A 26,461-nucleotide genomic window follows, 5' to 3' on the forward strand; every position below is an offset into this window, starting at 1 on the left:
CTCCTTTATCTTTATATTCGTAAAAGAAAAGGGAAAATATAAAAATCTGAAACAAAATTCCAAATATAAATAAGAAAAACTAAAACAGCCTTTAGATAAAAATCTAAAAGCTGTTAGCATTATTTTCTATGCTTATCTGGATCCCAGACAAAGCTTGCAAGAAAGCTAAAAATGAAGGTCAGAATACCAATCAATGCTGCTGGAATAAAGGCAATTGCTCGTAAAATCCGCCAGAAGATATTTGGTTTTTTACCTGTCTGATAAGGGGCCACTTCTGCATCCAAGCGATCAAACTCCGCCTGAATCCGACGAGCCACTTCTTCCACTCCTTCATCGTTCATCTTTTTGATATCAGAAATATCAATTGGATTGCCGAAGTTCATATCCACGCGCTCCCCAGCTGCCAAGCCTTTGAGGCTCATGGGACCAGCATAGACAACTGGCATGATCCGAACCTTAGCCATCTTAGCAATCACTGCCACTCCTCCCTTGACATCCGTAGAATGGCGGCTGCCGCTCGGGAACATAATCAGGGAACGATTGCTCTTTTTCAGCATATTGACAGGGTATTTGATAGCTGACGGACCAGGATTTTCCCGGTCGATAGGAAAGGCGCCACACATGCGAATCCACCAGCCGAACACCCGATTTTCAAAGAGCTGTTTCTTAGCCATGAAAATGAACTGCTTGGGCTTGGTCGCAAAAGCCATGTAAACTGGATCCCACCATGTTCGGTGAGGGGCAACCAAGATATAATTTTCATCTTGTGAAGGAATCTTCTCCTTATTATGGTAATGGGCATTGCCGTTTAAAGCCCAGAGGATAAAAATCACCAATCCTCGCAAATAGGTATAAAACATAAACTCTCCTTATTTCAAACTGTGATTGTACTTGAAATTGATTACATCCTTTCCCATTATACCCTATCCCCTTATAGTCTGCAATAATTTTCCAAACTTTGGCTGTAACAGCTGATTCGGATAGCTATTTCTATAAAAAAATGATATCATTAATCTCATGAACAAGAAAGAATTAATCGGTTTAAACCAAACCCAAGTAGATGAAAAGATTTCGCAGGGCTTGACCAACGATTTTACAAGTGACACCAGTACTAGTAACTGGCAAATCGTTAAGCGGAATGTTTTCACCCTTTTTAATGCCCTTAACTTTGTTATTGCTGTAGCCTTGGTCTCTGTCCAAGCCTGGAGCAATCTGGTCTTCTTCGCAGTAATCAGCTTTAACGCCGTCACTGGTATTATTACAGAGCTGCGAGCCAAACACATGATTGACAAGCTCAATCTGGTCAGCCGAGAGCTGGTCACAGTCATCCGAGACGGCCAGGCAGTCAAGATTCAGCCAGAAGAAATTGTACTGAGCGATCTGATCAAGCTGTCAGCCGGCGAGCAAATTCCCAGTGATGCCCGTGTAGTAGAGGGTGTTGCCGAGGCCAATGAAGCCATGCTGACAGGGGAGAGTGACTTGGTTCTCAAGGAAGAAGGCGCTGAACTGCTGTCTGGTAGCTTTCTGGCCAGTGGGCAGATCTATGCTGAGGTGCACCATGTCGGCGCAGACAACTATGCCAACAAGCTCATGACTGAGGCTAAAACTCTCAAGCCGATCAACTCGCGCATTCTTTACAATCTTGGGAAAATTTCCCGCTTTACCGGAAAAATTATCATTCCTTTCGGATTGGCACTCTTTTTTGAAGCCCTGATGATAAAGGGACTGCCTGTCAAGAACTCTGTCATTACCAGCTCGACAGCCCTTTTGGGTATGCTACCTAAGGGAATCGCCCTGCTGACAGTCACGTCACTCCTGACAGCTGTCATCAAGCTCGGCATGCGCAAGGTACTTGTTCAGGAAATGTATTCTGTTGAAACTCTGGCCCGGGTGGATACTCTCTGTCTAGACAAGACCGGTACAATTACCCAAGGTAAGATGACTGTTGAAGCCTTGCATAGTCTGTCAGATAAGTTTTCTGATGAGACAGTCAGTCAAATCTTAGCAGCCTACATCCAAACCAGTGAGGATAATAACCCAACAGCCCAGGCTATCCGCAAGGGCTACGGCCATTTAGAGCACACCTATACTAGCGACAATGTCATCCCATTTTCTAGTGACCGAAAATGGGGGGCTATGCATTTATCCAGTGTCGGAACTATCTTTCTGGGGGCACCAGAAATGCTACTGGACAGCAATCCTGCAGCGGTTGGAGAGGCCCAAAAACGCGGATCGCGAGTTTTGGTGCTGGCTCACAGCGACCAAGTGCTAGACAAACACAGTATCCAACTGCCTGAAGATATGACCGCTTTAGCTGTTCTGGAAATCACTGATCCTATCCGTGAGGGAGCGGCCGAGACACTGGACTACTTGCGCTCTCAAGATGTTGACCTGAAAATCATCTCTGGTGACAATCCTGTGACCGTTTCCCATATTGCGAGCCAGGCTGGATTTGCCAACTACGACAGCTACATCGACTGTTCTAAAATCAACGATCAAGAACTGGTCGAGCAAGCTGAAGAAACGGCCATCTTTGGCCGTGTTTCCCCCCATCAGAAGAAGCTGCTCATCCAGACTCTTAAGGCCGCTGGTCGGACAACAGCCATGACGGGAGATGGTGTTAATGATATCTTGGCCTTGCGCGAAGCAGACTGTTCCATCGTCATGGCCGAGGGCGACCCCGCAACTCGGCAGATTGCCAACTTGGTCCTTCTTAATTCCGACTTTAACGATGTCCCTGAGATTCTTTTTGAAGGTCGCCGGGTCGTTAACAATATCGGCCGGATTGCTCCGATTTTCTTCATCAAGACCATTTATTCCTTTATCCTAGCTATCATCTGTATTGCCAGTATCTTGCTAGGAAAATCTGAATACCTCTTGATTTTCCCATTCATCCCGATTCAGATCACCTTGATTGACCAGTTTGTCGAAGGTTTCCCACCCTTTGTCCTCACCTTTGAGCGCAATATTAAGCCGGTTGAAAAGCACTTCCTCAAACGCTCCCTGCAGCTAGCTCTGCCAAGTTCCCTCATGATTATCTTCAGCGTGCTATTTGTCCGTATCTGGGGCAGCAGCCATGGCTGGAGCGACATAGAAATGTCCACCCTGACCTACTACTTGCTAGGCAGCATCAGCTTCTTGTCAGTCATTCGGGCCTGCCTGCCACTCAACCTCTGGCGCGCTCTTCTGATCATTTTTTCAGTCGCAGGCTTCTATCTATCCGCCTTTGTCCTGCAGCACCTTTTGGAAATTGCAACGCTGACAGTCGCAACCTTGCCAGTCTATCTGATTCTCATGGTTTTCTTTATCGGAATTTTCATCGCTTGTACCATCAAGCAAAAATATGAATTCAACTAAAATTCGCACTTGACAGACATAGTCAGGTGTTTTTTCCTATAAAATTTCTCTTTCTTCTTTGGAATAGCACTTAATCATGCTATAATGTTGGTATGACAGAAGCAAAATTAAAAGACGGGGAAAGAGTCAACCAACTCTTTTCCACTGATATAAAAATCATTCAAAATAGCGAGGTTTTTAGCTATTCAGTAGATAGTGTCCTGCTTTCTCGCTTTCCAAAATTACCCAAACGAGGGCTCATCGTTGATCTCTGCGCTGGAAACGGGGCTGTTGGTCTCTTTGCTAGCACACGGACTCAGGCCCAGATTCTAGCGGTGGAAATTCAGAAGCGTTTAGCCGATATGGCCCAGCGTTCCATTGAATTAAATCACCTTACTCAACAGATGCAGGTCATCCATGACGACTTGAAAAATCTAGGCGCCCATATATCTGGCAGTAAGGTTGACATCATTCTCTGCAATCCTCCCTATTTCAAGGTCGATGAACATTCCAATCTCAACGGCAGTGAGCATTACTTGCTAGCGCGTCACGAAGTTGCTACGAATTTAGAAGAGATTTGCACGATTGCCCAGCGAGTTCTCAAGTCCAATGGCCGCTTAGCAATGGTTCATCGGCCAGATCGCTTTTTGGATATTTTAGAAACCATGAAAAACCATAATCTAGCGCCTAAGCGCATCCAGTTTGTCTATCCCAAGCAGGGGAGAGAAGCCAATATGCTCTTAATCGAGGCTATCAAAGATGGTTCACCAGACGGCCTGAAGATCCTCCCGCCTCTCTTTATCCACGAGCAAGACGGCAGCTATACACCAGAAATTCAAGAGATTTACTATGGAAAATAAAGCCTATATATACGTCCTTGAATGCGGAGACGGCACCCTCTATACAGGCTATACCACTGATGTAGAAGCTCGTCTCAAAACACATCAAGCTGGAAAAGGAGCCAAGTACACTCGCGCCCGATTGCCCGTCACACTCATCTATCAAGAGGAACATCCCGACAAATCTGCAGCCATGTCGGCTGAAGCCCACTTCAAAAAGAAGAAACGAGCTGAAAAACTAGCTTATATAGAAGAAAAACGTAGTAAGTCCTGAAACTTACTACGTTTTTTTGATTTCTACATTCAAGATTAAATTAGATGCGTTCAGTCCATGAAGTCGCTGTTGTTTGGAGAACCTTGTTGAGTTCGTCAATGTTTTCAAATCCAGTTGTGCGAAGCCAGTCGCGAGCTGCTGCTTCACCATCTTTGATATAAGCTTCAACTGATCCAGCCCATGTTGCACGGCCACAAAGAACTCCGTTGAAGTTTGCGCCTGATTCGTGGGCAAAGACAAGGGTTTCTTGGAAGAGTTTAGCTGATACACCCGCACTCAAGTAAATATATGGCAAGTTAGTCGCTTCATCTTGCGCTTTGAAGAAGGCTGCTGCTTCTTCACGTGTATGCACGATTTCACCATCGCCAAAGCCTTCAACGTATTTGACGTTGACTGGAACTTCCACTTTCAAGACATCGATGTTGAAGCGTGGGTCTGAGAAGACTTTCATAGCACCGATAACTTTATGTGGTTTTACTTTAGCGTATTCTGCAGAGCCAGCGTCAGCGATTTTTTCATCGTAAGCGAGGATTTCAAGGAAGAATGGAATATCTTCCGCCACACACTCAGAACCGATGCGTTCGATGTAGGCTTGTTTTTGTTGGTTGAGTTCGTCAGAACTGTCTACATCATAGTAAAGCAAGAATTTGACAGCGTCTGCACCTTGTTCTTTGATGCGTTTGGCAGACCAAACATCCAAGCAGTCTGGCAAGCGTTTGGTGCTTGTTGTGTCGTAGCCAGTTTTCTCATAAGCAAGGAGAAGACCAGCATTTGGTGCAAGCGCTTTTGTAGCTGGAAGTCCGTACTCAGGGTCAAGAAGCATAGAGGATGCGTATTTAGTCAATTCATCTGCTACCAAGACTTTGAGTTCTTCCATTTGAGCAACTGTTGGTTCTTCTGTTTGGTATTGAGCCATGAGGCGTTTCAAAGCACCACGTTGGTCAAAGGCAAGAGCTGAGATGATGCCGTTCTCGTCAGAGAGTTTTTCCAAATATTTGCGTTTTTGTTCTGTTAAAGCCATTTTATACCTCTTTTACTATTAATTGATCATATAGAGCTTGATAGTTGGCCATATTGACATGACCTGTCATTTTTTCTTGAGCATTGAGCATACCAAGGACATTTGCCTTGATGAGAAGTTCTGCATCTGATTCCTTATGAAGAAGTCCTGATGAAATCCCTGCAACAGTAGAATCTCCAGATCCAACAGGATTGACTACCTGAATTCTAGGAATATCTACCTTGTAGAAAGTGTCCCCATGTTTGGCAAAAGCTCCATTAGCACCAAGTGAAACGATAATCCACTCAATCCCTGCAAACAAAGGCTCTTGGAGAACTTCTTTTAATTCGTCCAAATCCTCCGAAACTTCTTTCCCAAGAAGTTGAGATAATTCTTCGTTATTTGGTTTAATTACTGTTGGTTTGTGGGGTGATTCAAGAACTGCCTGAAGAGCTGCACCTGAGCAGTCCAGAACAACTGGTTTTCCTGCTCGATTAGAAAGTTCTACCAAGCTTGCATAGTAGTCAACTGGAAGACCTGCTGGCAGACTACCAGAGATAGCCACTACTTCCACAGTGTCAAGGAGATTCTCGAAATGAGCCAAAAAATCTTGACCTTCTTGTTCCAGAACTTCAGGCCCTTTCTCAAGGATTTCTGTTTGGTTGTCTCCGTGTAGGATAGCGATACAGTTACGAGTCTCTCCTTGAATTGTGAAGAAATGTTTACTGACCTTATCATCGATATGTTCTACCAAAAACTCACCAAGTTTACCACCGACCAAACCAGTAGCAGCAACAGAATCACCAAATTCTGAAAGAACTCGTGTAACATTGAGACCTTTACCACCAGCTGTCTTGGTCACGTCCACCACACGGTTGACAGTGTCAATTTTTAATTCATCCAAAGGATAGGAAATATCAATGGATGGATTCATTGTGACTGTTAAAATCATGCGTCACCTCTTAGTCGTGGTATTCACCGCGATCCCATTTTTCAAGGAATTCTGTAAAGAAGTTTGCATCTGCTTGATGAGCATTGTGACTTTCAACGTGCTCAATTTTAGCAATCAATTTTTTGTTTTCTTCTGATGGTTTGTATTCAGCATTGATGAAAGCTTCAATGATATCGCACATGAGCAATTCACCAGTGATTTTTCCACCAAAACCAATAACGTTGGCATTCAACTGTTCTTTAGCGTAAAGAGCTGTTGTCATATCACGAACCAAAGCAGAACGAACGCCTGGAACTTTATTTACAGCGTTGTTGATACCAACACCAGTACCACAGATACATACCCCAAGATCAGCTTGACCGCTAGTTACAGCTTCCCCCACTTTTTTACCAAAAATTGGGTAGTGTGTACGAGCATGATCGTAGGTACCAAAGTCGATGACTTCATGTCCTTTTGATTTCAAAAATTCTGAAACCGCCATTTTTTCATCTGTTACGATGTGGTCACATCCAATTGCAATTCTCATTTTTAATTTACCTTTCTTACTGTAATCTAATTAGCACATTTTGTTCAACATGTCGACCCGAATCTGGTGACGTCCACCATCGTATTTACCGTTAACAAATCCTTTAGCGATGTTTTTAGCCAATTCATCACCAACAGTTTCTGCTCCCATAGTAATCATGCGGGAGTTGTTGTGGCCACGAGTCATATAAGCTGAACGTTCGTCTGATACTTCTGCGGCAACCATTCCTTTAATCTTAGTTGCAACCATGAACGGGCCAGCACCATAGGCATCAATCACGATACCAAGGTTTTGTTCTTCTTTGTTTACTTCTGCAGCAACAGCAAGAGTCACATCGACAAAGTCTTGACCTTCAGCTGTAACATCCACAACGTGGAAGTTTTCTTTTTCCAAGAAGTCTTTCACAACTTCTTTCAATCTCAAACCTGCAGCATCTGCACCAATGATAATAGACATGTTAAGTCCTCCTTTAATTTTCTATATAATGAACTAAAATGTTTTAAAACATTAAACGTTATTTGATTCACAAGTTTATAATACAACATTTCGTGTTTGCTGTCAACATTATATGTTTGTTTTTAAACATTTTTAAAATTTTTCTTTAAAAAATAGTGATATCAAATCCAATTTCTTCTTTTTCTCCTGCTGGGAGTAGACGGACATTTTTCTTGCTTTCTAAATAATCACCCTCTTCTAACGAAGTCGACAAACCTGACCAAGGTTCCAAGGCTATAAATGGTCCTTTGTTGATAGTTGACCAGATAATTAGATTTGGAAATTCTTGAAAATCCAAACGTAACCCTTTATCATGTTTCCGAGAACGAAGAGCAACAGTCCGCGATTTTAGCTCATCAAGAGTCACTGCATCTTTAGCAAAGATAGCATAGCTCAAATTTAGTTCTTTTTGATGGTCTAGGAAGCTTGTGCGTTCCAGAAAGTTCAACATTCCAGTTTCAGGATAAGAGAGAGGGACACTACAGGTTTCTTCCTGTTCAAACTCCAAATAGTAATCCTCATACTTTTCATCATCAAGTAAAGGACAGTTAAATCCTGGATGACCTCCGATAAAGTACGGCATGTCGCCACTATCTCCACGATTTTCTACGATATACTGGGTACGAAGCTTCTTACCAGTCAAGCTATAGCGAATCGATAAGCGGAAATGATAGGGATAGTTCTGAGACATCTCCTCTGTATCCTCTATAGCAAAGGTCACACTCGTATCCGTTTGTTCTACTAATTCAAATTCTTTCTTGCGAACGAGCCCATGCCGAGGAATGACTCCACTCGCTTCTTGACCATCTTTTAATACATAGTGAGCGGTGTCATTGCGCAAACTCCCACAAATGGGGAAAAGAACTGGAGCTTGACCACTCCAATAGGTCGCATCACCCTGCCAGAGGTATTCTACACCATCCTTATCCTTGATTGAAGAAAGTGCTCCTCCCAATTGCTTAAACTGCACTGTCAATTCATCGTTTGCTAGCGTAATCACCATCCAAATCTCCTCTCTACTTCAGAGAAAAAGGCAGGCTTCTGACTTCTCTCTGCTTAGCCTTTTCTATTTATTACATAGGAAAAGCTAGATTATCAACATTCCCATTTGGAAATGGACAATCTAGCTTCCCTAGTCTTACAATATTTAACAATAGTTAACGGATATTATTTTGCTTTTGCTGCATATTCTGCATTCCGTTTGATCATTTGCTTTCTGTACCAAGCAAAGATTCCAATATAAGCACCAAGGAAGACAATAGCACCAATGATAGCTTTAATATCACCTGTAGTAGTATTACCAATAGTCCAGCCCAAGAGTTTTTCGATTGGTCCTTCAAGTGTTGAATGAGTGATCAATTGAGACTGGCTAACTCCTTCAGGGAAGGCACCTACTCCTTTAGCAAGTTCTGTTGCAAACGGTGCAATCAGGGTACCTGAAAGAAGGAAGAGTGGTAACAAGAGTGTTCCAAAGACAATCATACGAAGCAATTTACCACGAGTAACAACCAGAAGGGCAGGTGTCACACCCATTGCGATGATACCAGCCAATGGCAAGATACCGTTCCCTACATTAGAAAGCAGAACTGCTTCAATCAACATGATTGGGGCAAGTACGTTAGCGCAGGCCCAGATTTCTGCACGACCAGCGATAAATGGCCAGTCAAGACCGATGTTGAATTTACGTCCTTGAAGACGTTTTGTTGCTACGTTAGTAATACCTTGTGAAAGTGGTTCAACGGCTGCGATAAACCATGATCCGATAAGTGAGAAGAGCTCCAAGCAGACACCGGCAGTCAAACCAAGAGACAACCATCCTTTGATAACAAGTGACCATTTTGCTGCTTCGGCAACGTCAGACACTGGGTGCGGAGTTCCCATGATACCGATAACTATACCAAGAAGGAAACCGATGAAGAATTTAGATCCCCAGAAACCGATTTTCTTATTCAAAGCGGCAGCATCAAAGTCATATTTGTCCAACCCAGGGAAGAATTTGTCAAAAATCTTATCCAAAACCATGATAACAGGGTTCATCATGTAGTTCATGTGAGTTGAAGTCATTGGTGATGAACTTGGCGCATTCAACAAATCATCAAAAGTTGGTTTCATCAAGTCAGAGTTGATAATCTTTAAGACACCAACCAAGACAACTGCTAAAGTTGCAATCAAGAGTGACACAGCAGGACTTACATGGCTCTTATCTGCATACCATTTGATGAGCAAGCCAGTAATTGACAAGTGCCAGATATCAAAGATATCCACATCCAATGTATCTGTTTTTTTCATAGCTAACATTGCCACATTGACAATGAGCATGATGAGCAAGAAATACAAGGTCCATGGAGAACCCCAAGTGATGGTTGCAAGTGGCGCCCAACCAACGTCTGTGATATTCAACTGGATACCAGTGTTTTCAACGAATTTAGCAAGTGATGCTGAGAAAGCTCCGTTGAGCATACCGATGATGGCACCGATACCAGTAAGAGCGATGGCAAGTTTGATACCACCTTCAAGCGCTTTGGAGAATTTCACTCCAAATAGTAAGGCCAATACTGTCAAGATGATCAGCATGATGATAGGACCACCCATTTCCAAGATCGGCTTGAAAATCTTATTGGCTAGGTCAATAATGACATCCATAATAATTCCTCCCTTTTTTGTTATATGAATGTTAACAAGATAAAGAATAGATTAACTTAGTCCGTGTTCTTTAATAGCTGCTTCAATATTGTCAAATACTGGAGCGCTCATTGCAGGAATACGGAACAAGATTGGCCCAGCTTCGATAACTGGGATTCCTGGTTCAAAACCAAGATCTGTTGCAGCGATTGGCGTGAAGATATCATAGCCTTTCATAAGGTCTTCATTGACATCCTTAACCATCACGGCATCACAATGTACATCATAACCGCGGTTTGACAACTCTTCCTCAAGAGCACTCTTGATTTGGTGACTTGAGTTTACCCCTGCTCCGCAGGCTGCTAAAATTTTAATCATAATAAAATCCTCCGATTTATTTATTTAATAACTTTTGAAATATATTGGAACAACTCTTCTTTTGAGTTCAAAGAGGCTAAACCAGCTAGATTTCCTTCGCTAGTGAAGAAATCCATTAACTGCGCTAAGATATTGGTCTGGCTTGAGCTAGAGTTGTTGATAATAAAGAACAAGAGAGACACTTCAACGGTTTGCGTAGGAGAAATCATATTGTGGAAGGTTACAGGCTGATCTAGCTTAACAACTACCACATTTTCAGTCAAATTATGCGCAATATCCGTATGAGGTATGGCAACATTCGGCAAGTCCTTGCCTAAAAATTCCATATCCAATCCAGTTGGAAACGCCTTTTCTCTTTCAAGTAAAGCGTTTCGATAAGAAGAAGTTACAACTTCTCTTTCTTCTAACAAATCAGCTACTTGATGAAAAAGATCTTCTTGATTTTCTGCATGTAAACAAAACACTAGATTTTCATCAAATAATTGGGCAAGCGCCATTTTATCATCTCTCCTTTTGTTTCTTTTTGTTCGTTTAATTAATTATATCATTATGTGATAGCGCTGTCAATAGTTTGTTTTGTTATTTTTTGTTTATTTGTCTAATGACTTAAAATTTTAATGTTCATATGAAGATAGAACATTTTGTCATTCTGCATGGCTGAAGAACAACACGAGTCATAAAAATATCCTTAGCAAGTCTAAGTTGATATACAAGAACTTTTCGCCCACTATTAAATGCAATTCATTTGAAACAAGAAATAAAAGCTACGAAATTCGCAGCTTTCAGAATCTCAAATTAACATTCATGACAACGCGATCAAATCAGAGAACCTTGGTGTAAGAACTATATTTTGCTCTAACTTTCGGAGAGATATGGTCATCCGTTACAATCGCGTCAATATTGTCCAAACGGTAAAAACTATAGAAAGAATAGCTATCAAATTTGCTATTATCTGCAACAATGTATTTTTCAATTGCATTGTTGAGAATAATGGCGTTTCCATTCCCCTCTTCTTCATTGGCAGTCGTCACATTGTGACCATCAATTCCGTTCACTCCAATAAAGGCCTTAGACACCTTGATTTCTCGTAGAAGTTTATTAGCAAACTGCCCCACAAAAGTCTGAGTCTTGACCCGATAGCGCCCTCCAATCAATATCAAATCAAAATTAGGATAATCCTTCAACTTTTCGAAAATAGGGAGAGAATTGGTTACAATGCTAATATTTTTCCCTTCTAAATAATCTCCTATAAAATCTGTTGTGGTACCTGATCCGATAAAAACAGTATCCCCTTCAGCAATCAGATCCGCACATTTTTTAGCAATCAACTTCTTTTCCTCGATATTTAACATCGTTTTTTCAGAATGCGAAGCTTCATTCAAGCTATCTTTCACTTTTTTATGAGCTCCACCATGCACCCGAATCAAAAGTCCTTGCTTCTCAAGATCAATTAAATCTCGCCGAATGGTCATATCTGTTACATTCAGCAACTCTTTCAGATTTTTAACGGACACAACTCCCGTCTGGTCCAGCTCTTGTAAAATCACCTTATGACGACTTTCCTTCATGTACAATCCTCCTTGTGGTTGATGTCTAGAGACTTCTCACAAAGTCTATTTTTCTTGTCAGGTTCCTTAGACACTTCAAATCACCTTAATGTCCATGTACCCTTTCTTACTTCATTATACTACAATTTTCTCATATAAACAAAAAAATGTATACTTTTTTTCAAAAAAATAGAATATTGTTTGATTATGCGTTTTCATTGTGCCTTTTTCAAACAAATCATGGAAGATATCGAGATTCTCCTCAATAAAAAAGAGGCTGGGACAAAAGTCCTAGCCTCTCAATTGTCTTTGGTTTGTCGAGCAAGACGCAGTGGTTGTGTGGGCTCTACTACGCTGATTTCATCAGCTTTTACTGCCCTACTCAACTGTGCGGAGGTGGGACGACGAAATAGAATTCTAACGAATTATCGATTTCTGTCCCACTCTCTTTCTGTTTATTTATCGCCTTTATTGCGGATAACAAAGCCGGTTTTCTTTTCACTAGAAGTACGGTGCGGATGCTTGTTCCCTCTGCTTTCGAAATCACGACTATTCTTGTTTGACTTGCGTTTAAAGTCACGACGACCTCCATCTCGGTCTTCGCGTCCACCACGACGATCACGACCTTGGTCACCTCGACGACCATTGCCACGGCCACTCTTCCCTTTTCCGCCAAGGCCTCCGCCAGACGGTTTAAATGGCAATGGTTTTTCACGGGCAATTTCTACTTCAGGAAGGGTATCTGGATCCTGTACCGTCAAGCTGAGGATATACATAGCCAGCTCTTCTGGGCTGAATTCTGCTGCCAGCTTGCGAGCATCCTTGCCAAATTTCTCAAAGTTAGAACGGATGCTTTCATCAGCAAAATCGCGTTCAATCTTCTTAAGAGCAACTTTTTTCTTAGCTTGGAAAGCTTCCTCTGCAGTCGCAGGTTTAAGGCCTTTCATACGCTTCTTGGTCAGATTTTCGATAATCTGCAGATAGCCCATTTCATTTGGTGATACGAAAGTGATCGATTGACCTGACTTACCAGCACGACCAGTCCGACCAATCCGGTGAACATAGCTTTCCGGATCCTGCGGAATATCATAGTTGTAGACGTGGGTCACACCAGAAATATCCAATCCACGTGCGGCTACATCTGTCGCAACCAAGACATCCAGATTGCCATTTTTAAAGTCACGGAGGACACGTAGACGCTTGCCTTGGTCCAAATCTCCATGGATCCCCTCTGCGCGGAAGCCACGGATTTTCAGACCACGAGTCAGCTCATCCACCCGGCGCTTGGTCCGACCAAAGACGATTGACAGCTCAGGCTGCTCCACGTCCATCAGGCGAGTCATGGTATCAAATTTTTCATTTTCTTTTACACGGATATAATACTGGTCTACCAGCTCCGTCGTCAGCTCTTTAGCAGCAATCTTGACATGCTCAGGCTCCTTCATAAACTTGACACCGATGCGCTTAATGGCATCCGGCATGGTCGCTGAAAAGAGCAAGGTCTGACGCTCTTCTGGCACACGGGAAATGATAGACTCGATATCTTCCAAAAAGCCCATGTTAAGCATTTCATCCGCTTCGTCCAAGATCAAAGTTTCAATCTGATTCAGCTTAAGCGCCTTGCGTTTGATCAAATCCAAGAGACGACCAGGTGTTCCTACGACAATATGAGCACCAGATTTGAGGGCCTTGATTTGCTTTTCAATGCTGGAGCCACCGTAGACAGAACGCACCTTGACACCCTTGCTGCGGCCAAAACGGAAAAGCTCTTCCTGACTCTGCACAGCCAATTCACGGGTTGGAGCGATAACCAAAGCCTGCACAGCAGGATTATCTGTATCAATTTTCTCCAGAGTTGGGAAGCCAAAGGCTGCTGTCTTTCCTGTCCCAGTCTGGGCCTGACCAATGACATCCTTACCTGCCATAGCAAGCGGAATGGTCTGCTCTTGAATAGGGCTTGCTTCTACAAAACCAGCTTTTTCAATCTCTGCTAGCAATTCAGCAGATAAATGTAATTCATTAAATTTCAATGTTCTTCTTCTTTCTAAAGGCAGTGCGAAGCCACCTTATAAGGCTTTTGATACTCAATTATCGAAACATAGCAAGTGCTTTTCTCTTGCTAAATCTCGATTTTCTGAGAGTATTCGCTCTTCTCTTCATAAATATGGTCTCTCAAGTCTAGGCACTAAAAAAGCGCCGACTCGGTCGCTAGTTCCCACTGAATAGAAAAACTGTATTTCTGCAACTAATCCAGTATACCACAAAAGCACCTAAAAAGATAGGACTTGCTTGTAAAATATTTTATTAGAGATTTCTTTTGTAAAAAATGAAAACTTGAAAATCATTTTCAAAAATAATATAATCTATAAAGAAGAAAGGAGACAGGTATGAATAAATTTTTACGAGTGACTTTCATTTTACTGATCTTAGCTATGCTGGGCGCAGCTATGATCCAGATTTTCCAGCCCCAGCTATTGGGAAATGAGTCCATCTACGGCCTAGCTCCCTACTGGCAGCGGGAAATAGGTTTCTGGAATCTGGCTATTCTGCCTTTAGTCATTGCCACCAACATGAAGTATGATTGGTTTTATCTGCGTATGACCTTGCTAGCACTGATTCTGGGCGGGCTGGGCTTTGGCACCAACCATCTGCTAGGCTATCTGGAAAAGGCGAATCAAGCCAACCTACTGGGCTGGATTGAAAATTACCTACTCGTCTGCTGCTGGATCATCGGTTGGGTATTAGAATCTAGAAAAGAGAAAAAGTGATATAGAGAGTATCCATTATTAACCAATAATATAACGATAATCCATAATTATCATCTTTACACTATTGGTTCTTTGACTCCTTATTAACTGTGGTCGATTGAAAAGTCAAAAATCTGGAGAGGATAATAAGGATCTTCTCTTTTTTGATATGCAAAATGATAATATTCTTATTTTGAAGTTTTTATAATTACAAAATAAAAAAAACTCTAGAACAAAAAACAAACCGATAGAATGGATCTATCGGTTTTTGAATACTATGAAATAAATTAACGTACTGTACGGATACGCATTGTGTTTGTACGAACCGCTTCGCCAAGTGGTACACCTGCAACGATAACGATATCGTCACCAGACTCAACAAGACCTGCTTCAACTGCTTTACGTTCAGCAATTTCGAACATATCATCAGTTGATGAAGGTGCTTCTGTCAACATTGGGATAACACCCCAGTTCAACATCAAGCCACGTTCTGTCAATTCATCGAATGTCAATGCCAAGATATCAGCATTTGGACGGTATTTAGAGATTAAACGAGCAGTGTGACCAGTCTTAGTCAAAGTAACAATCAATTTGATATTCATTGAGTTTGTAGCATCTTTAACAGCTGAAGCCATAACTTCTGTCTTAGAGTTACGTTCGAAAGTATCTGAGTTCAAACGTCCGTATTCGTTAAGAAGAGTTTGAGCGTTCTTATCGATTGTAGCCATTGTAGTTACTGACTCAAGTGGGTATTTACCGTTTGCAGACTCACCTGAAAGCATTGTAGCGTCAGTTCCATCGATAACAGCGTTAAATACGTCTGATACTTCTGAACGAGTTGCACGTGGTTTTTCAGTCATTGTTTCAAGCATGTTTGTTGCTGTGATAACAACTTTACCAGCTGCATTGACTTTAGTAATGATCATTTTTTGGTAAACTGGAACCATTTCGAATGGTACTTCGATACCCATGTCACCACGAGCGATCATGATACCATCAGCAGCTTCAATGATTTCATCCAAGTTGTCGATACCTTGTTGGTTTTCGATTTTTGCAAACAATTGAACGTGACCGTTACCAGTTTCTTCACAGATTGCACGAACTTCGTCGACGTCTTTTGCAGTACGTACGAATGAAATCGCAATAAAGTTGATACCTTGTTCAAGACCGAAACGGATATCATCGTTATCGCGCTCAGCAAGTGCTGGAAAAGGAATTTTAGTGTTTGGGATGTTTACACCTTTCTGCTTAGCAATGATACCGTCATTTTCAACGACTACTTCAAATTCACGAGTTGCATCGTCTTTTGCGAAAACACGAAGACCAAGTTTACCATCGTCAACCAATACTTGGTGACCAACTTCCACATCATCGTAGATATCAAGGGCACCAGCAACGTTCAAAGCAATCACTTCACGAGTTGATTTGATTCCTTGTTTAGTTGCAACGCGGATCTTTTCACCAGTTTTGTATGAATACTCTTTTGCGTCACCTTCGAACAATTCTGTACGGATTTCTGGACCTTTAGTGTCAAGAAGGAAACCAACTTTTTTACCAGCGATTTCTTCCGCACGTTTAACAGTTGCCATACGCTCACCTTGTTCTTGGTGGTCACCATGTGAGAAGTTGAAACGGAAAGTGTTTGCTCCTGCTTCAATCAATTTTGCAATATTTTGAGCTGAAGCTTCAACGTCCAGTTTTTCACCCCAGTATCCGTCTTCACCGAATTTTTTACCGCCACGGATTTCTACCGCAGGACCTAAAGTTGCAACGATTTTTACGCGTTTGTTCATGATATTAAGAAACTCCTTCTACTATTTGGGGATTTCGCCCCTGATTGACCAATTAAATATTAATGCTGCGATTGAGCTCTGCTAAGCCGATATCAGCTTTGTGTGGATTGTTGACAACGATTTTGCCGTCTGCAGTCAGGCTAAAGAGTGCGCCTTCTTCAGCAGTTCCCAAGATTGGGCTTTCCACCATTTTTTCATTACGGATACCTACGGCAACACCACCGATACCTTCTTTAAGTAGTTTAACGGCATGCGCTCCCATACGAGAAGCCAATACACGGTCGCGAGCAGTTGGTGAACCACCACGTTGGATGTGACCAAGTTCAGTCACGCGGAGGTCGCTAGTATCACCAGCTTCTTTCAGCTTTTTACCAAACTCATCTGCTGACATAACACCTTCAGCAAGAACAATGATATTATGCTTCTTACCTTTTTCATAGCCACGTTTGATGCTGGCAACGATATCTTCAATCTTGAAGCCTTCTTCAGGAATGATAATTTCATCTGCACCTGTAGCAATACCTGCCCAAAGTGCGATATCACCAGCGTTACGTCCCATTACTTCAACAACGAAAGTACGACGGTGACTGGATGATGTATCACGGATCTTGTCGATCGCATCCATTGCAGTTGTAACAGCAGTATCAAAACCGATAGTGAAATCTGTTCCGACAATGTCATTGTCAATAGTTCCAGGTACACCAACAGCTGGGAAGCCATGCTCTGTTAAGCGCATCGCACCATGGTAAGAACCGTCTCCACCAATAACAACTACACCTTCAATGCCGTGTTTCTTCAGTTGTTCGATTCCCTTTAATTGCCCTTCAAGTTTTGCAAACTCAGGGTAGCGTGCTGAATGAAGGAAAGTTCCTCCACGAGAAATAATGTCTCCAACTGAAGTCGCATCAAGTGGATAAATATCACCAGCAACCATTCCAGCGTAGCCGCCATAAATTCCATAAACTTCCATTCCTTCGGAAATTGCTTTACGAACGACTGCACGAATAGCAGCATTCATACCAGGGGCATCTCCACCACTGGTCAAAACAGCAATACGTTTCATTTCGTAATGTGCTCCTTTATCTTTTTAACATTCTTATAGATTATACCACAATCAGAATAAAAATTCTCTTATTTTCCTGATTTTTTACCGAAAAACCGTTTTCATGCTGTAATTTTCTAGTTCAGCTTGAAGTTGGTCTGATTTTTGAACCTGAAAGCCTGATGCAGGAACCGTTGTCTTCTCATTCTCATAGCGTAGCACCACGGGAATATCCCCAGGGTATCGCTGCAGGATCTCCGCAATCTGCCTGTCGTGACTAGTATCAGCTAATTGGATCCAAAAGCGTTCTGAGCTTGCTTTCTCCACCTCTGCTAGAACCATCTGTAGTCGGCCATCCCTCTCCTGAATTTTTCCAGTCAGATAGTAATAGCCTTTTTCTTGGATTAGTTGAGCAAAGCGGCGGTAAACCTCTGGAAATAGAGTGACATCCAACTTTTTCTTTGTATCTGTCACTTGCATAAAGGCCATGTTTTCACCATTTTTTGTGCGAATAACTTTGATAGACTGGACTTCTACTAGAATGGTCGCCTTGCTATTTTCCGCCAACTCTTCAATCCAGACAAAAGAACGATTGGCTTTCTTGGCTAGGCTAATGAGTGGATGGTCACTAAGGCCAATTCCAATCAGGGCTTGCTCCTGCTCAAATTTTTCAGTAGCAGTAAAATCCTCAGCATCCGTCCATGAATAGCTAGTATCGGCAAATAAACTCCCCAACTCATCTGCAAAGACAAAAAGATTCGGTAGATTGTGCAAAATCTTCTGGCGATTGGGCTCAAAAACATCAAAGAGTCCTATCTGCACCAAAGGACTTAAAAGTGGCAACTTATGATAACTCTGAGGCAGGCGTAAAATGAAATCTTCCACACTGCTAAAGGGATTTTTTTGACGCTCTTCTATAATCCAGAAAGCAAAATCTCTTGGCAAACCCTTGATATTTTTCAGACCAAGATAGATTTTTCGCTCCTGAAACTTATCTTTATAGGGAATGTTATGGATGGTCAATGGAGCCAGTTCGAAGCCAAATCCAAGTGCATCCGTGATATAGTCCGAGCTCGAGTAATTGAGCATAACATCAAAGAAGATGTCTGGATAATGGGCCTTGAAATATGCCAACTGAAAAGCTAGAGCCGAGTAAGCATAGGCATGACTGCGGTTGAAGCCATAACCGGCAAATTTCTCCATGACCGCAAAGACTTCCTTGGCCTTAGTCTCCGAGTGTCCCAGTTTTACAGCTCCCCTGACAAATTCTTCCTCCATTTTATGCATTTCAGCAGCATTTTTCTTGCCCATTGCCCGCCGTAAAATATCGGCCTTTCCCAGACTAAAACCACCAAAACGCTGGGCGACCTGCATGACCTGCTCTTGGTAAAGCATGATGCCATAGGTTGGAGCCAAGATATCCTCCAAGCTCGGATCAATCATCTCCACGCGCTCGCGACCATGCTTGCGCTTGACAAAGTTATCAATATAGTCACTAGCTCCGGGACGATTGAGAGAGGTGGTAGCCACTACTTCTTCAAACTGGACGGGTTGGACTCTTTTCAAAAGACTGATGGCACCCGCTTGTTCAAACTGGAAAATACCCTTGGTGTTACCCGCTGCAAAGAGGCGTAGAGTTTCCTCATCTTCCAGGTCAATACCAGCAATATCAATATCAACTCCGTATTTGTCTAGAGTCGCTTCTTTCATCCGCTGGACAAAGGTCAAATTGCGCAGGCCCAGAAAGTCCATCTTAAGCAGTCCATTACTTTCCACACCGTGGGCATCGTACTGGGTGAGATACATATCCTCCCCGTATTTTAAGGGAATCTGATTAGTCAAATCATCGTCACTCATGACGACACCTGCCGCATGGATTGAGGTCTGGCGTGGATTTCCTTCGATTTTTTTGGCAATTTCAAAGGCCTTCTGGTATTCTAGTTTGCTATTGATAATCTGACGAAAGGCTATATTTCGCTCATAAGCAGTGGTTAAGTTGTCTCGAAAGCCAATTTTTTTGGTCATATTGGTCAGCTCGTACTCTGGCAAACCAAAGCGCTTAAAGACATCTCGGATGGCCTGCTTAGCCCCAAAGGTTGAGTAGGTCACAATCTGGGCTGCATGCATGCTACCATAACGATCTCGGACATAGCGGATAAACTCCGGTCGATACACATCGGGAATATCAATATCAATATCGGGCATAGTATAGCGCTCTAGATTTAGGAAACGTTCAAACAGCAGATTCTTTTCTACGGGATCAATGCCTGTAATTTCCAAAGCATAGGCCACCAAACTGCCAACTGCAGAACCACGCCCCATCCCCATATAATAACCTTGACTACGACCAAAGCGCAGCAAATCCCAGACAATAAGGAAATAATCATCAAAGCCCATCTGATGAATGACATCCAGTTCCTGATCCAGCCTTGCTTGATAGGCTGTTCCCGTAAGCCCCCGCTTGGCCAATCCTGCCTCAGCTAATTCCCTCAGCTCTTCTACAGCAGGACGCTCAGGATTGAAGCGCGGAAGCTTCAACTCGGTGTTAATTTCATAATGAACATTAGCTATCAATCGCTCTAAGTTGGTCAAACTCTCTGGAAAGTTTTCAGCGAAAGCTTCTTCTAAAGAGGCTGGCGCTAATAAAAATTCATGGTTTAACAGATGGCCGACCTCTCGCAAGCTGATATTATCCCGAATCGCCCTCAGCATTTGCAAGGTTTCTAAATCTCCTTGCTCAAAGTAGCGAACTGTATGCAAGGGCAGGACTGGTCTAGTCAATTCCTGCCTTGTCGTATCTGGAAAGACCCCAACATAAAAGTCTAAGCCAAGATCTAGTTGATCCACGCCCTCAAAGATTGGCACAATCAGAGCCAGCCCCTTAAAAAGATGTTGAAAGTCTTCCCAATTTTGACGATTCATCATTTTCAGAGTCGAAATCTTCATCAAATTGCGATAGCCCTGACTATCCAAGGCCAACAGTCTCAGATTGAGAAGATTACCATCTTTTAAAATTTCCATTTCTAGACCGAGCAAGGGCTGAAGTCCTGCCGCTTTTGCCTCCTCTAGAAAATGATAAGCCCCATAAAGATTGTCCACATCCATCATGCCTAGACTTTTGTAGCCCAGGCCCTTGGCCCGTTGAACATATTTTTTGATAGAGACTAAACTATCCATAAAGCTATAAACAGTCTTGGTATCTAGTTGCGTAATCACAAAATTCTCCTTGATACAGCTACGATAAATGATGCCTACTAGTAAAAAGAAGACAGAAAACAATATATTTTCACTTCTTTATTTTTTCGTTTTACTGAAAATCTATCCCAAGCTCTAACTAGCCTATTTCTTCTTAACCTTCGTCAGTCAAGTAAGTAGAACAAGAACTAATTTCAACATTCCTGCTTCTATTATACCTAAATTTCTGTAAAGAAGAAACTCAGAGTCTCTTATATTCGGCGACCGTGTTTAACTAAAATAAAAAAACGAGACAGAACTAAATTCTTTCAAAATTTAATTCTGTCCCATCCCGAATCAATTTTATTATTTACGAGTTGATTTACGTTCATTGATCGTATGAGCTAGGAGAACTTCGCGCTCTTCCAACTCTTCTTTATGCATGATCTTTGTCAGCATCCGCATACTAATCGCACCGATGTCATACAGAGGTTGTCCGATAGTAGACAGATTAGGGCGAGTAAAGCGAGCAATTTGCGAATCATCGCTAGTAATGATTTCAAAGTCTTCAGGAATACGAACACCTCGATCAGCCAAACCATTAAGCAAACCTGCTGCCAACTCATCTCCGGTCACAAAGGCCGCTGTTGCCTTTGAAGCAATCAGACGTTCAGCTAGGTGATAACCATCATCGTAGCTATACTTAGACTCGAAGACCAAGCCCTCGCTGTATGAAATTTTCTTGCTCTTCAGAGCTTCTTTGTAGCCAGACAAGCGAATTTTACCATTGATATCATCTACCAAAGGACCGCTGACAAAAGCAATTTTCTTGTTGCGCTTAGCCAATAGTTCCACAGCATCAACGGTTGCCTGTTTATAATCAATATTGACACTTGGTAACTGATGTTCTACATCCACCGTGCCCGCTAGAACCACTGGTGTCCGCGAACGTGAAAATTCTGAGCGAATTTTCTCTGTCAGATGGTAGCCCATGAAAATAATACCATCTACTTGCTTAGAGAAAAGGGTATTAACAACCGAAACTTCCTTGTCATCATCTTCATCGCTGTTTGCCAGGACGATATTGTACTTATACATTTCGGCAATATCATCAATCCCTTTGGCTAAAGTAGAGAAGTAACTATTCGTAATATTAGGAATTACAACACCAACTGTGGTCGTCTTTTTGCTGGCCAGACCACGGGCAACTGCATTAGGACGATAGTCAAGACGTTCAATTACTTCTAGTACTTTTTTTCGTGTATTTTCTTTTACATTCTTGTTACCATTTACAACTCGGCTGACTGTCGCCATTGAAACTCCCGCTTCACGGGCGACATCATAAATGGTTACTGTGTCGTCTGTGTTCATATAGTTTCCTTTCTTTTGTTGAAAATATCGTTTTCATTTTTCTACACTTATCATTGTATCACTAATTGTAAACACTTTCAAGTATTTTAGCGCACAGATATGAAAACTTTTTCATTTTTTATTTACACGAATCACAGGAAATAAGTTATGGACTCAAAATAGTTTAGACTCAATAAAAAATCGGCTTAGAAGCCGATTTTTTATTGAGTTCTTTTAAAGCTCCTTGTGCATCAACCAGAATTTCGTAGTCCTGTCGCAATTCCATTGATGGTAATGTGGATCAAACGTTCTTGTTCTGGTGAAAGTTCTCCTCGCCGCTGACGCTTGATCAGCTCAAGCTGGATATAATTCAAAACATTGAAATAAGGCATCCGATAGTTCAAACTATCCTTGAGATAGGCATTTTCTGCCAAGAGCTCGTCATGGCCTTCAATCGCCAAGATAACATCCTTGGTCAGCTGCCATTCATCTAGGATTGTATTGAAAATATCGCGTACATTTTGGTCTTCACAAAGTTGCGCATATTCAAAAGCGATATTCATATTAGATTTGGACAGTACCATATCAACATTTGACAAGAGGGACTGGAAGAATGGCCATCTCTGATACATAAATTGAAGGAAGGCCAGATTCTTTTCAGGATCTTCATCGATAAATTCTTTGAAGCTAGAGCCAACGCCATACCAACCAGGGAACATAACCCGACTTTGAGACCATGAGAAGACCCAAGGAATAGCTCTCAGACCGCCGATTTCAGTGATGGTTTTACGAGCTGCTGGACGAGAACCGATATTAAAGCTAGAAATGGCCTTAATAGGACTAGACTCAAAGAAATAATCGTAGAAACGTTCGTCGCCAAAGACTAGGTCGCGATAGATTTGGTAGCTTCGATCGACCACTCGATCCATCACTCTCTCGTATTCATTGGTCGTATTACTATCACTCTTCTTATAGCTTATTATACGGTTAATAGCCGCAGATACAAGCATTTCCAGATTGTAGTACGCAGCATCCTTATTACCGTATTTATTGCCAATAACCTCACCCTGCTCTGTCAGGCGGATACGATCATTGATACTTCGCAATGGTTGCGAAGTGATTGCCTCATAGGTTGGGCCACCGCCACGACCGACAGTTCCTCCACGACCATGGAAGAAGGTAATCTTGACGCCAAACTTATCACCAATAGCTGTCAGTTGTTGCTGAGCCTTATAAAGTGTCCAGCACGATGATAAATAGCCACCATCCTTATTACTATCTGAGTAGCCCAGCATGATTTCTTGGTAGTTGTTTTTAGAAGCAATCCATTTTTGAGCAATTGGCAGAGATAGATATTTCTCCATAGTATCGCAGGAATTATCTAGGTCCTCAATCGTTTCAAACAGAGGAACAATCTGCACACGCGCCCCTTCTTCATCGATCAAGCCAACTTCCTTGAGCATAATCGCCAACTCTAGCAGATCTGATACGCTAGTCGAATGGGAAATAATATTTTGCTTGATAACATCTTCGCCAATCGCATCCTTAAGCTGACGAGCTGTCTTGAAGATCTCCAATTCTTTTTGTAGAAGTTCAGACTTAGGTGCATGAGTGGCTGACAGGATCCGTGGATCCTCCAGAAGCTGCTTGAGGAGAACTTGGCATTTTTCTTCCTCTGACAAGCTGCTGTAATCTTTTACGATATTAGCAGAAGCCAAGAGCTCCGCCACACAAGCCTCATGGACACTGGAATCCTGACGCATGTCAATGCTGGCCAAGAAGAAACCAAAAATGTCAACTGCTTGTAGCAATTCAGTAAGTTCTCCGGTCACCAGAGCTTGTCCATTGTGCTCCAGCAAAGAATCACGAATAACTAGAAGATCTTCCTTAAACTCTTGCGCATCTTTGTAAGATGGAAGTTGTTCTTTTCGTAATTCATCTAAACTACCACTAAGTTTAGACTGGATATAATTTGGAATGATTTCTCTACCATTATGGCTGACCGAGGTAGCAGCATTTGCATGCAGGACTGCTTCAGCTTTATCAGCCAAACGATGCCCTTCACCGGAGAAATTACCTTCTTTCAGATAAAGTAAGGTCTGAATCAACTTGGACTGAATGTAATGAAAAGCACGGCGATAAGGCTCATTTTCCCGATAAACAGACTTGTCGCTTGACAAAGCTGCCATCTTGGCTACAGCTTCACTTGTTTTTGAAAGATTAGTAGACAGGGAGAAGTTACGATAGAGCGTATAAACCTTGTCAATGTAGTAATTCAGAATAACTTCGCTCTGTACCGTCGCAGACAATTTCAGAGTTTCAGCGGTTACAAATGGATTTCCATCACGGTCACCACCAATCCACATTCCCATGGTGATCGGTTTAGGATTTTCCAAATGGATTCCTTTTTCTTCTGCTAAGCGTTTATACTCTAGCATCAGGTTCGTGATTGCTTGAAGAAAAGAACTGTTATAGTACTCCATAACGTTAGTGATTTCATTGGTAACCTTAAGTTTCTTTTCCCGAATCATATCGGTCTGCATCATCAGCTCGATATAGCGACGGAGATTGGCTAACCATTTCTTTTCGTTCACCAGACCAGCTTTAACATCACGATGCTGGCGCAACAGTGTGTGAATATGATTAGTCAAATCCAACATGGTCTTGCGCTGAACCTGAGTCGGATGAGCAGTCAAAACGGGAACAACATTTAGATTTTCCAAGATTTCTTGTGCATTTTCTCGTGTGGAAACCAAATCAATCGTCGTCGAAAGCTTACCAAGGTAGTCTTGGTCGATATTATTTTGATGATTGATCTCATAAGCCAAGTCAACATCTTCAGAAATATTGATGAGTAGAGGTAAAATAGCAAAATAGCGTGAGATATAGACCATATCATCCGTGGATAATTCTTCTACTACTGCTTTCAGCTCTTGGTATTTAGATTGAACTGCCAGTTCTTCAATCATGGAGATTTTAGCAAAAGTGTCAGGACTGAGAATATCCCGGGTAATATCTACCAACAAGTCCGTTAAAATAGAAACTTCTTCTCGAATCATTTCTTTATTGCTATAATTTTCTAATTTTGTAAATGACATTATTTACACCTTTCTATTGTTGAAGAGCTAACATACAAGAAGATCTTTTAGGATTGACTTACTTCTAGTTCCTGATACATGGCGTTTCGTCGCTCATTAGCATCAATATTTAAAACAAAGGCAATGGCAACTGATAGAACCAACAAACTATTTCCCCCCTGAGATAAGAATGGGAAGGTTACACCGGTTGAAGGAATCAAGCCCGAAATACCACCAATATTGACAAAGGTTTGCATCAGAATCATACCGCCAATTCCCAAAGCCATCATAGAATTAAATGGATCCTTGGCTCTTGTACCTACGAGAATAATTCGTAAAATCAAGAAAAAGAGCAGGGCTAAAATTAAAGTAGCTCCAAAGAATCCGACTTCCTCAATAACAATCGAGAAAACAAAGTCTGTATGAGCCTCTGGTAGGTAACCTCGTTTTTCGATGGAGTTCCCTAAGCCTAAGCCAAACCAACCACCATTACTCATAGCATAGTAGGAATTGGCCAACTGGTGACCTGAGCCAGACAAATCGTCAAATGGATTGAAAAAGGCACTAAAACGCTTTGCGACATACCCAAAAACAGGAACTTGCTCAACACGCTTGACACCTATCAACCAAATACTCGCTAAAACTGCTGCCGACCCTCCTACAACAGCACCAAGCATGGTCGAGAACCATCTGTAAGCAACTCCGCTGGTGGAAATTACAATCAAAACTGTTAAGAGCAAAATGGTCGCATTTCCTAAGTCGGGCATGATAACCACCAGGCCTATCAAGAAAGCAACAATAACCCGCCAATCCGTAACAGCACGCGGAATCAACTGATTAAAGGTGATTGCTTGATAATCATATACTTCTATTTGTTCTTGTTTCTTAGAAAACTGTAGGGCCAAATACCAGACCAAAATAATCTTCAGATATTCTGCCGGCTGAGCAGTAACTGGGCCGATTTTTAGCCAACCGTGTGCCCCATTGATCGTTCCTGTGATAAAGCGTGAGAGTAAAAGCAGAATAATTTCAGCTATGATAACAAACGTAATCACTCCTGGCCTCTTCAGAAAATCCAGCTTCATTCGGTAAATAATCCCAATCATCACCAAGCTGAAGAGCCAGAAACCTGCTTGAGTGGCGACCATTCGAAAACTATTGAGCCCATTTTGAATGAGGATGGGGCTCGTCGTGGAATAAACGACAATCAAGCCAATGCCAGATAACAGCATGTACGGAATCAAAATTGAGTAATTCAATAAATGCTTTTTGTCAATTTTCATATTTCACCAATTTATTCTAAAAATTC

Annotated in this window: 21 protein-coding genes; 4 read left to right on the forward strand and 17 right to left on the reverse strand. The window is 42.0% G+C overall.

Annotation, left to right across the window (positions count from 1 at the left end):
- Positions 1-119: 119 nt before the first annotated feature.
- Positions 120-860, reverse strand: coding sequence for a 1-acyl-sn-glycerol-3-phosphate acyltransferase (locus O3644_RS04250; RefSeq protein WP_005590662.1), 741 nt, complete (start codon positions 858-860; stop codon positions 120-122).
- 157 nt (positions 861-1,017) lie between these two features.
- Here O3644_RS04250 and O3644_RS04255 point away from each other — a divergent pair, with 157 nt between their 5' ends.
- The 3 genes from O3644_RS04255 (at position 1,018) to O3644_RS04265 (ending at position 4,449) form a co-directional block, all read left to right on the forward strand.
- The gene (locus O3644_RS04255) at positions 1,018-3,357 is read left to right on the forward strand and encodes a cation-translocating P-type ATPase (RefSeq protein ID WP_371595142.1); all 2,340 of its coding nucleotides are present in this window, start codon (positions 1,018-1,020) and stop codon (positions 3,355-3,357) included.
- Positions 3,358-3,449: 92 nt separating this feature from the next.
- Positions 3,450-4,196 carry a tRNA1(Val) (adenine(37)-N6)-methyltransferase gene (locus tag O3644_RS04260; protein WP_371595143.1) on the forward strand — a complete coding sequence of 249 codons (747 nt, stop codon included), beginning with the start codon at positions 3,450-3,452 and terminating at the stop codon, positions 4,194-4,196.
- On the forward strand, positions 4,186-4,449 hold the full coding sequence (locus O3644_RS04265; protein WP_371595144.1) for a GIY-YIG nuclease family protein: 264 nt from the start codon (positions 4,186-4,188) through the stop codon (positions 4,447-4,449). The genes O3644_RS04260 and O3644_RS04265 overlap by 11 nt, the downstream gene beginning before the upstream one ends.
- Positions 4,450-4,489: 40 nt before the next feature.
- On the opposite strand, the gene lacD is transcribed toward O3644_RS04265, so the two are convergent.
- The 10 genes from lacD to O3644_RS04315 all read right to left on the reverse strand — a co-directional run bounded on the left by lacD (position 4,490) and on the right by O3644_RS04315 (position 13,999).
- Positions 4,490-5,470 (reverse strand): tagatose-bisphosphate aldolase, encoded by a 981-nt coding sequence (lacD, locus tag O3644_RS04270; protein WP_048763644.1) that lies wholly within the window; start codon positions 5,468-5,470, stop codon positions 4,490-4,492.
- A gap of 1 nt (position 5,471) precedes the next feature.
- Positions 5,472-6,401, reverse strand: a complete 930-nt coding sequence (locus O3644_RS04275) for a tagatose-6-phosphate kinase (RefSeq protein WP_048763642.1) — start codon at positions 6,399-6,401, stop codon at positions 5,472-5,474.
- Positions 6,402-6,411: 10 nt separating this feature from the next.
- A complete protein-coding gene (lacB, locus tag O3644_RS04280; protein WP_005590668.1) occupies positions 6,412-6,927 on the reverse strand; it encodes a galactose-6-phosphate isomerase subunit LacB in 516 nt (171 codons plus the stop codon).
- Between the two features lie 30 nt (positions 6,928-6,957).
- Positions 6,958-7,383: a galactose-6-phosphate isomerase subunit LacA gene (gene lacA / locus O3644_RS04285; protein ID WP_005590669.1), complete on the reverse strand. Its 426-nt coding sequence runs from the start codon at positions 7,381-7,383 to the stop codon at positions 6,958-6,960.
- 145 nt (positions 7,384-7,528) lie between these two features.
- The gene (locus O3644_RS04290) at positions 7,529-8,425 is read right to left on the reverse strand and encodes an aldose 1-epimerase family protein (protein WP_048763639.1); all 897 of its coding nucleotides are present in this window, start codon (positions 8,423-8,425) and stop codon (positions 7,529-7,531) included.
- Between the two features lie 164 nt (positions 8,426-8,589).
- Entirely contained in the window at positions 8,590-10,065 is a 1,476-nt protein-coding gene (locus O3644_RS04295) for a PTS galactitol transporter subunit IIC (protein WP_048763638.1), read from the reverse strand.
- 51 nt (positions 10,066-10,116) lie between these two features.
- Positions 10,117-10,422, reverse strand: coding sequence for a PTS sugar transporter subunit IIB (locus tag O3644_RS04300; protein WP_000590563.1), 306 nt, complete (start codon positions 10,420-10,422; stop codon positions 10,117-10,119).
- Positions 10,423-10,442: 20 nt separating this feature from the next.
- Positions 10,443-10,919, reverse strand: coding sequence for a PTS sugar transporter subunit IIA (locus tag O3644_RS04305; RefSeq protein ID WP_048763634.1), 477 nt, complete (start codon positions 10,917-10,919; stop codon positions 10,443-10,445).
- A gap of 324 nt (positions 10,920-11,243) precedes the next feature.
- Positions 11,244-11,990 (reverse strand): DeoR/GlpR family DNA-binding transcription regulator, encoded by a 747-nt coding sequence (locus O3644_RS04310; RefSeq protein ID WP_005590674.1) that lies wholly within the window; start codon positions 11,988-11,990, stop codon positions 11,244-11,246.
- Between the two features lie 434 nt (positions 11,991-12,424).
- On the reverse strand, positions 12,425-13,999 hold the full coding sequence (locus O3644_RS04315; RefSeq protein ID WP_371595145.1) for a DEAD/DEAH box helicase: 1,575 nt from the start codon (positions 13,997-13,999) through the stop codon (positions 12,425-12,427).
- Positions 14,000-14,356: 357 nt separating this feature from the next.
- Here O3644_RS04315 and O3644_RS04320 point away from each other — a divergent pair, with 357 nt between their 5' ends.
- Complete coding sequence (locus O3644_RS04320; protein ID WP_048763630.1) at positions 14,357-14,737, forward strand: hypothetical protein; 381 nt, start codon at positions 14,357-14,359, stop codon at positions 14,735-14,737.
- Between the two features lie 266 nt (positions 14,738-15,003).
- Here O3644_RS04320 and pyk read toward each other — a convergent pair whose 3' ends face one another.
- The 6 genes from pyk to ftsW all read right to left on the reverse strand — a co-directional run bounded on the left by pyk (position 15,004) and on the right by ftsW (position 26,435).
- Positions 15,004-16,509 (reverse strand): pyruvate kinase, encoded by a 1,506-nt coding sequence (gene pyk / locus O3644_RS04325; RefSeq protein ID WP_048763629.1) that lies wholly within the window; start codon positions 16,507-16,509, stop codon positions 15,004-15,006.
- 52 nt (positions 16,510-16,561) lie between these two features.
- A complete protein-coding gene (gene pfkA, locus O3644_RS04330) occupies positions 16,562-17,572 on the reverse strand; it encodes a 6-phosphofructokinase (protein WP_005590682.1) in 1,011 nt (336 codons plus the stop codon).
- Positions 17,573-17,656: 84 nt separating this feature from the next.
- Positions 17,657-20,767 (reverse strand): DNA polymerase III subunit alpha, encoded by a 3,111-nt coding sequence (locus O3644_RS04335; RefSeq protein ID WP_048763627.1) that lies wholly within the window; start codon positions 20,765-20,767, stop codon positions 17,657-17,659.
- Positions 20,768-21,091: 324 nt separating this feature from the next.
- Positions 21,092-22,096, reverse strand: a complete 1,005-nt coding sequence (gene ccpA, locus O3644_RS04340) for a catabolite control protein A (protein WP_061909588.1) — start codon at positions 22,094-22,096, stop codon at positions 21,092-21,094.
- A gap of 230 nt (positions 22,097-22,326) precedes the next feature.
- Positions 22,327-25,173 (reverse strand): phosphoenolpyruvate carboxylase, encoded by a 2,847-nt coding sequence (gene ppc, locus O3644_RS04345; RefSeq protein WP_048763626.1) that lies wholly within the window; start codon positions 25,171-25,173, stop codon positions 22,327-22,329.
- A gap of 47 nt (positions 25,174-25,220) precedes the next feature.
- Entirely contained in the window at positions 25,221-26,435 is a 1,215-nt protein-coding gene (gene ftsW / locus O3644_RS04350; protein WP_125387620.1) for a cell division peptidoglycan polymerase FtsW, read from the reverse strand.
- Positions 26,436-26,461 lie beyond the last annotated feature (26 nt).

The organism is Streptococcus sp. 27098_8_113, from assembly GCF_041432545.1.
GTDB lineage: Bacteria > Bacillota > Bacilli > Lactobacillales > Streptococcaceae > Streptococcus.

Excerpts from the sequence above, each read along its gene's own strand:
- O3644_RS04250 (WP_005590662.1), bottom strand. The coding sequence starts at position 860 with ATGTTTTATACCTATTTGCGAGGATTGGTGATTTTTATCCTCTGGGCT.
- O3644_RS04255 (WP_371595142.1), top strand. The coding sequence starts at position 1,018 with ATGAACAAGAAAGAATTAATCGGTTTAAACCAAACCCAAGTAGATGAA.
- O3644_RS04260 (WP_371595143.1), top strand. The coding sequence starts at position 3,450 with ATGACAGAAGCAAAATTAAAAGACGGGGAAAGAGTCAACCAACTCTTT.
- O3644_RS04265 (WP_371595144.1), top strand. The coding sequence starts at position 4,186 with ATGGAAAATAAAGCCTATATATACGTCCTTGAATGCGGAGACGGCACC.
- lacD (WP_048763644.1), bottom strand. The coding sequence starts at position 5,470 with ATGGCTTTAACAGAACAAAAACGCAAATATTTGGAAAAACTCTCTGAC.
- O3644_RS04275 (WP_048763642.1), bottom strand. The coding sequence starts at position 6,401 with ATGATTTTAACAGTCACAATGAATCCATCCATTGATATTTCCTATCCT.
- lacB (WP_005590668.1), bottom strand. The coding sequence starts at position 6,927 with ATGAGAATTGCAATTGGATGTGACCACATCGTAACAGATGAAAAAATG.
- lacA (WP_005590669.1), bottom strand. The coding sequence starts at position 7,383 with ATGTCTATTATCATTGGTGCAGATGCTGCAGGTTTGAGATTGAAAGAA.
- O3644_RS04290 (WP_048763639.1), bottom strand. The coding sequence starts at position 8,425 with ATGGTGATTACGCTAGCAAACGATGAATTGACAGTGCAGTTTAAGCAA.
- O3644_RS04295 (WP_048763638.1), bottom strand. The coding sequence starts at position 10,065 with ATGGATGTCATTATTGACCTAGCCAATAAGATTTTCAAGCCGATCTTG.
- O3644_RS04300 (WP_000590563.1), bottom strand. The coding sequence starts at position 10,422 with ATGATTAAAATTTTAGCAGCCTGCGGAGCAGGGGTAAACTCAAGTCAC.
- O3644_RS04305 (WP_048763634.1), bottom strand. The coding sequence starts at position 10,919 with ATGGCGCTTGCCCAATTATTTGATGAAAATCTAGTGTTTTGTTTACAT.
- O3644_RS04310 (WP_005590674.1), bottom strand. The coding sequence starts at position 11,990 with ATGAAGGAAAGTCGTCATAAGGTGATTTTACAAGAGCTGGACCAGACG.
- O3644_RS04320 (WP_048763630.1), top strand. The coding sequence starts at position 14,357 with ATGAATAAATTTTTACGAGTGACTTTCATTTTACTGATCTTAGCTATG.
- pyk (WP_048763629.1), bottom strand. The coding sequence starts at position 16,509 with ATGAACAAACGCGTAAAAATCGTTGCAACTTTAGGTCCTGCGGTAGAA.
- pfkA (WP_005590682.1), bottom strand. The coding sequence starts at position 17,572 with ATGAAACGTATTGCTGTTTTGACCAGTGGTGGAGATGCCCCTGGTATG.
- ccpA (WP_061909588.1), bottom strand. The coding sequence starts at position 22,096 with ATGAACACAGACGACACAGTAACCATTTATGATGTCGCCCGTGAAGCG.
- ppc (WP_048763626.1), bottom strand. The coding sequence starts at position 25,173 with ATGTCATTTACAAAATTAGAAAATTATAGCAATAAAGAAATGATTCGA.
- ftsW (WP_125387620.1), bottom strand. The coding sequence starts at position 26,435 with ATGAAAATTGACAAAAAGCATTTATTGAATTACTCAATTTTGATTCCG.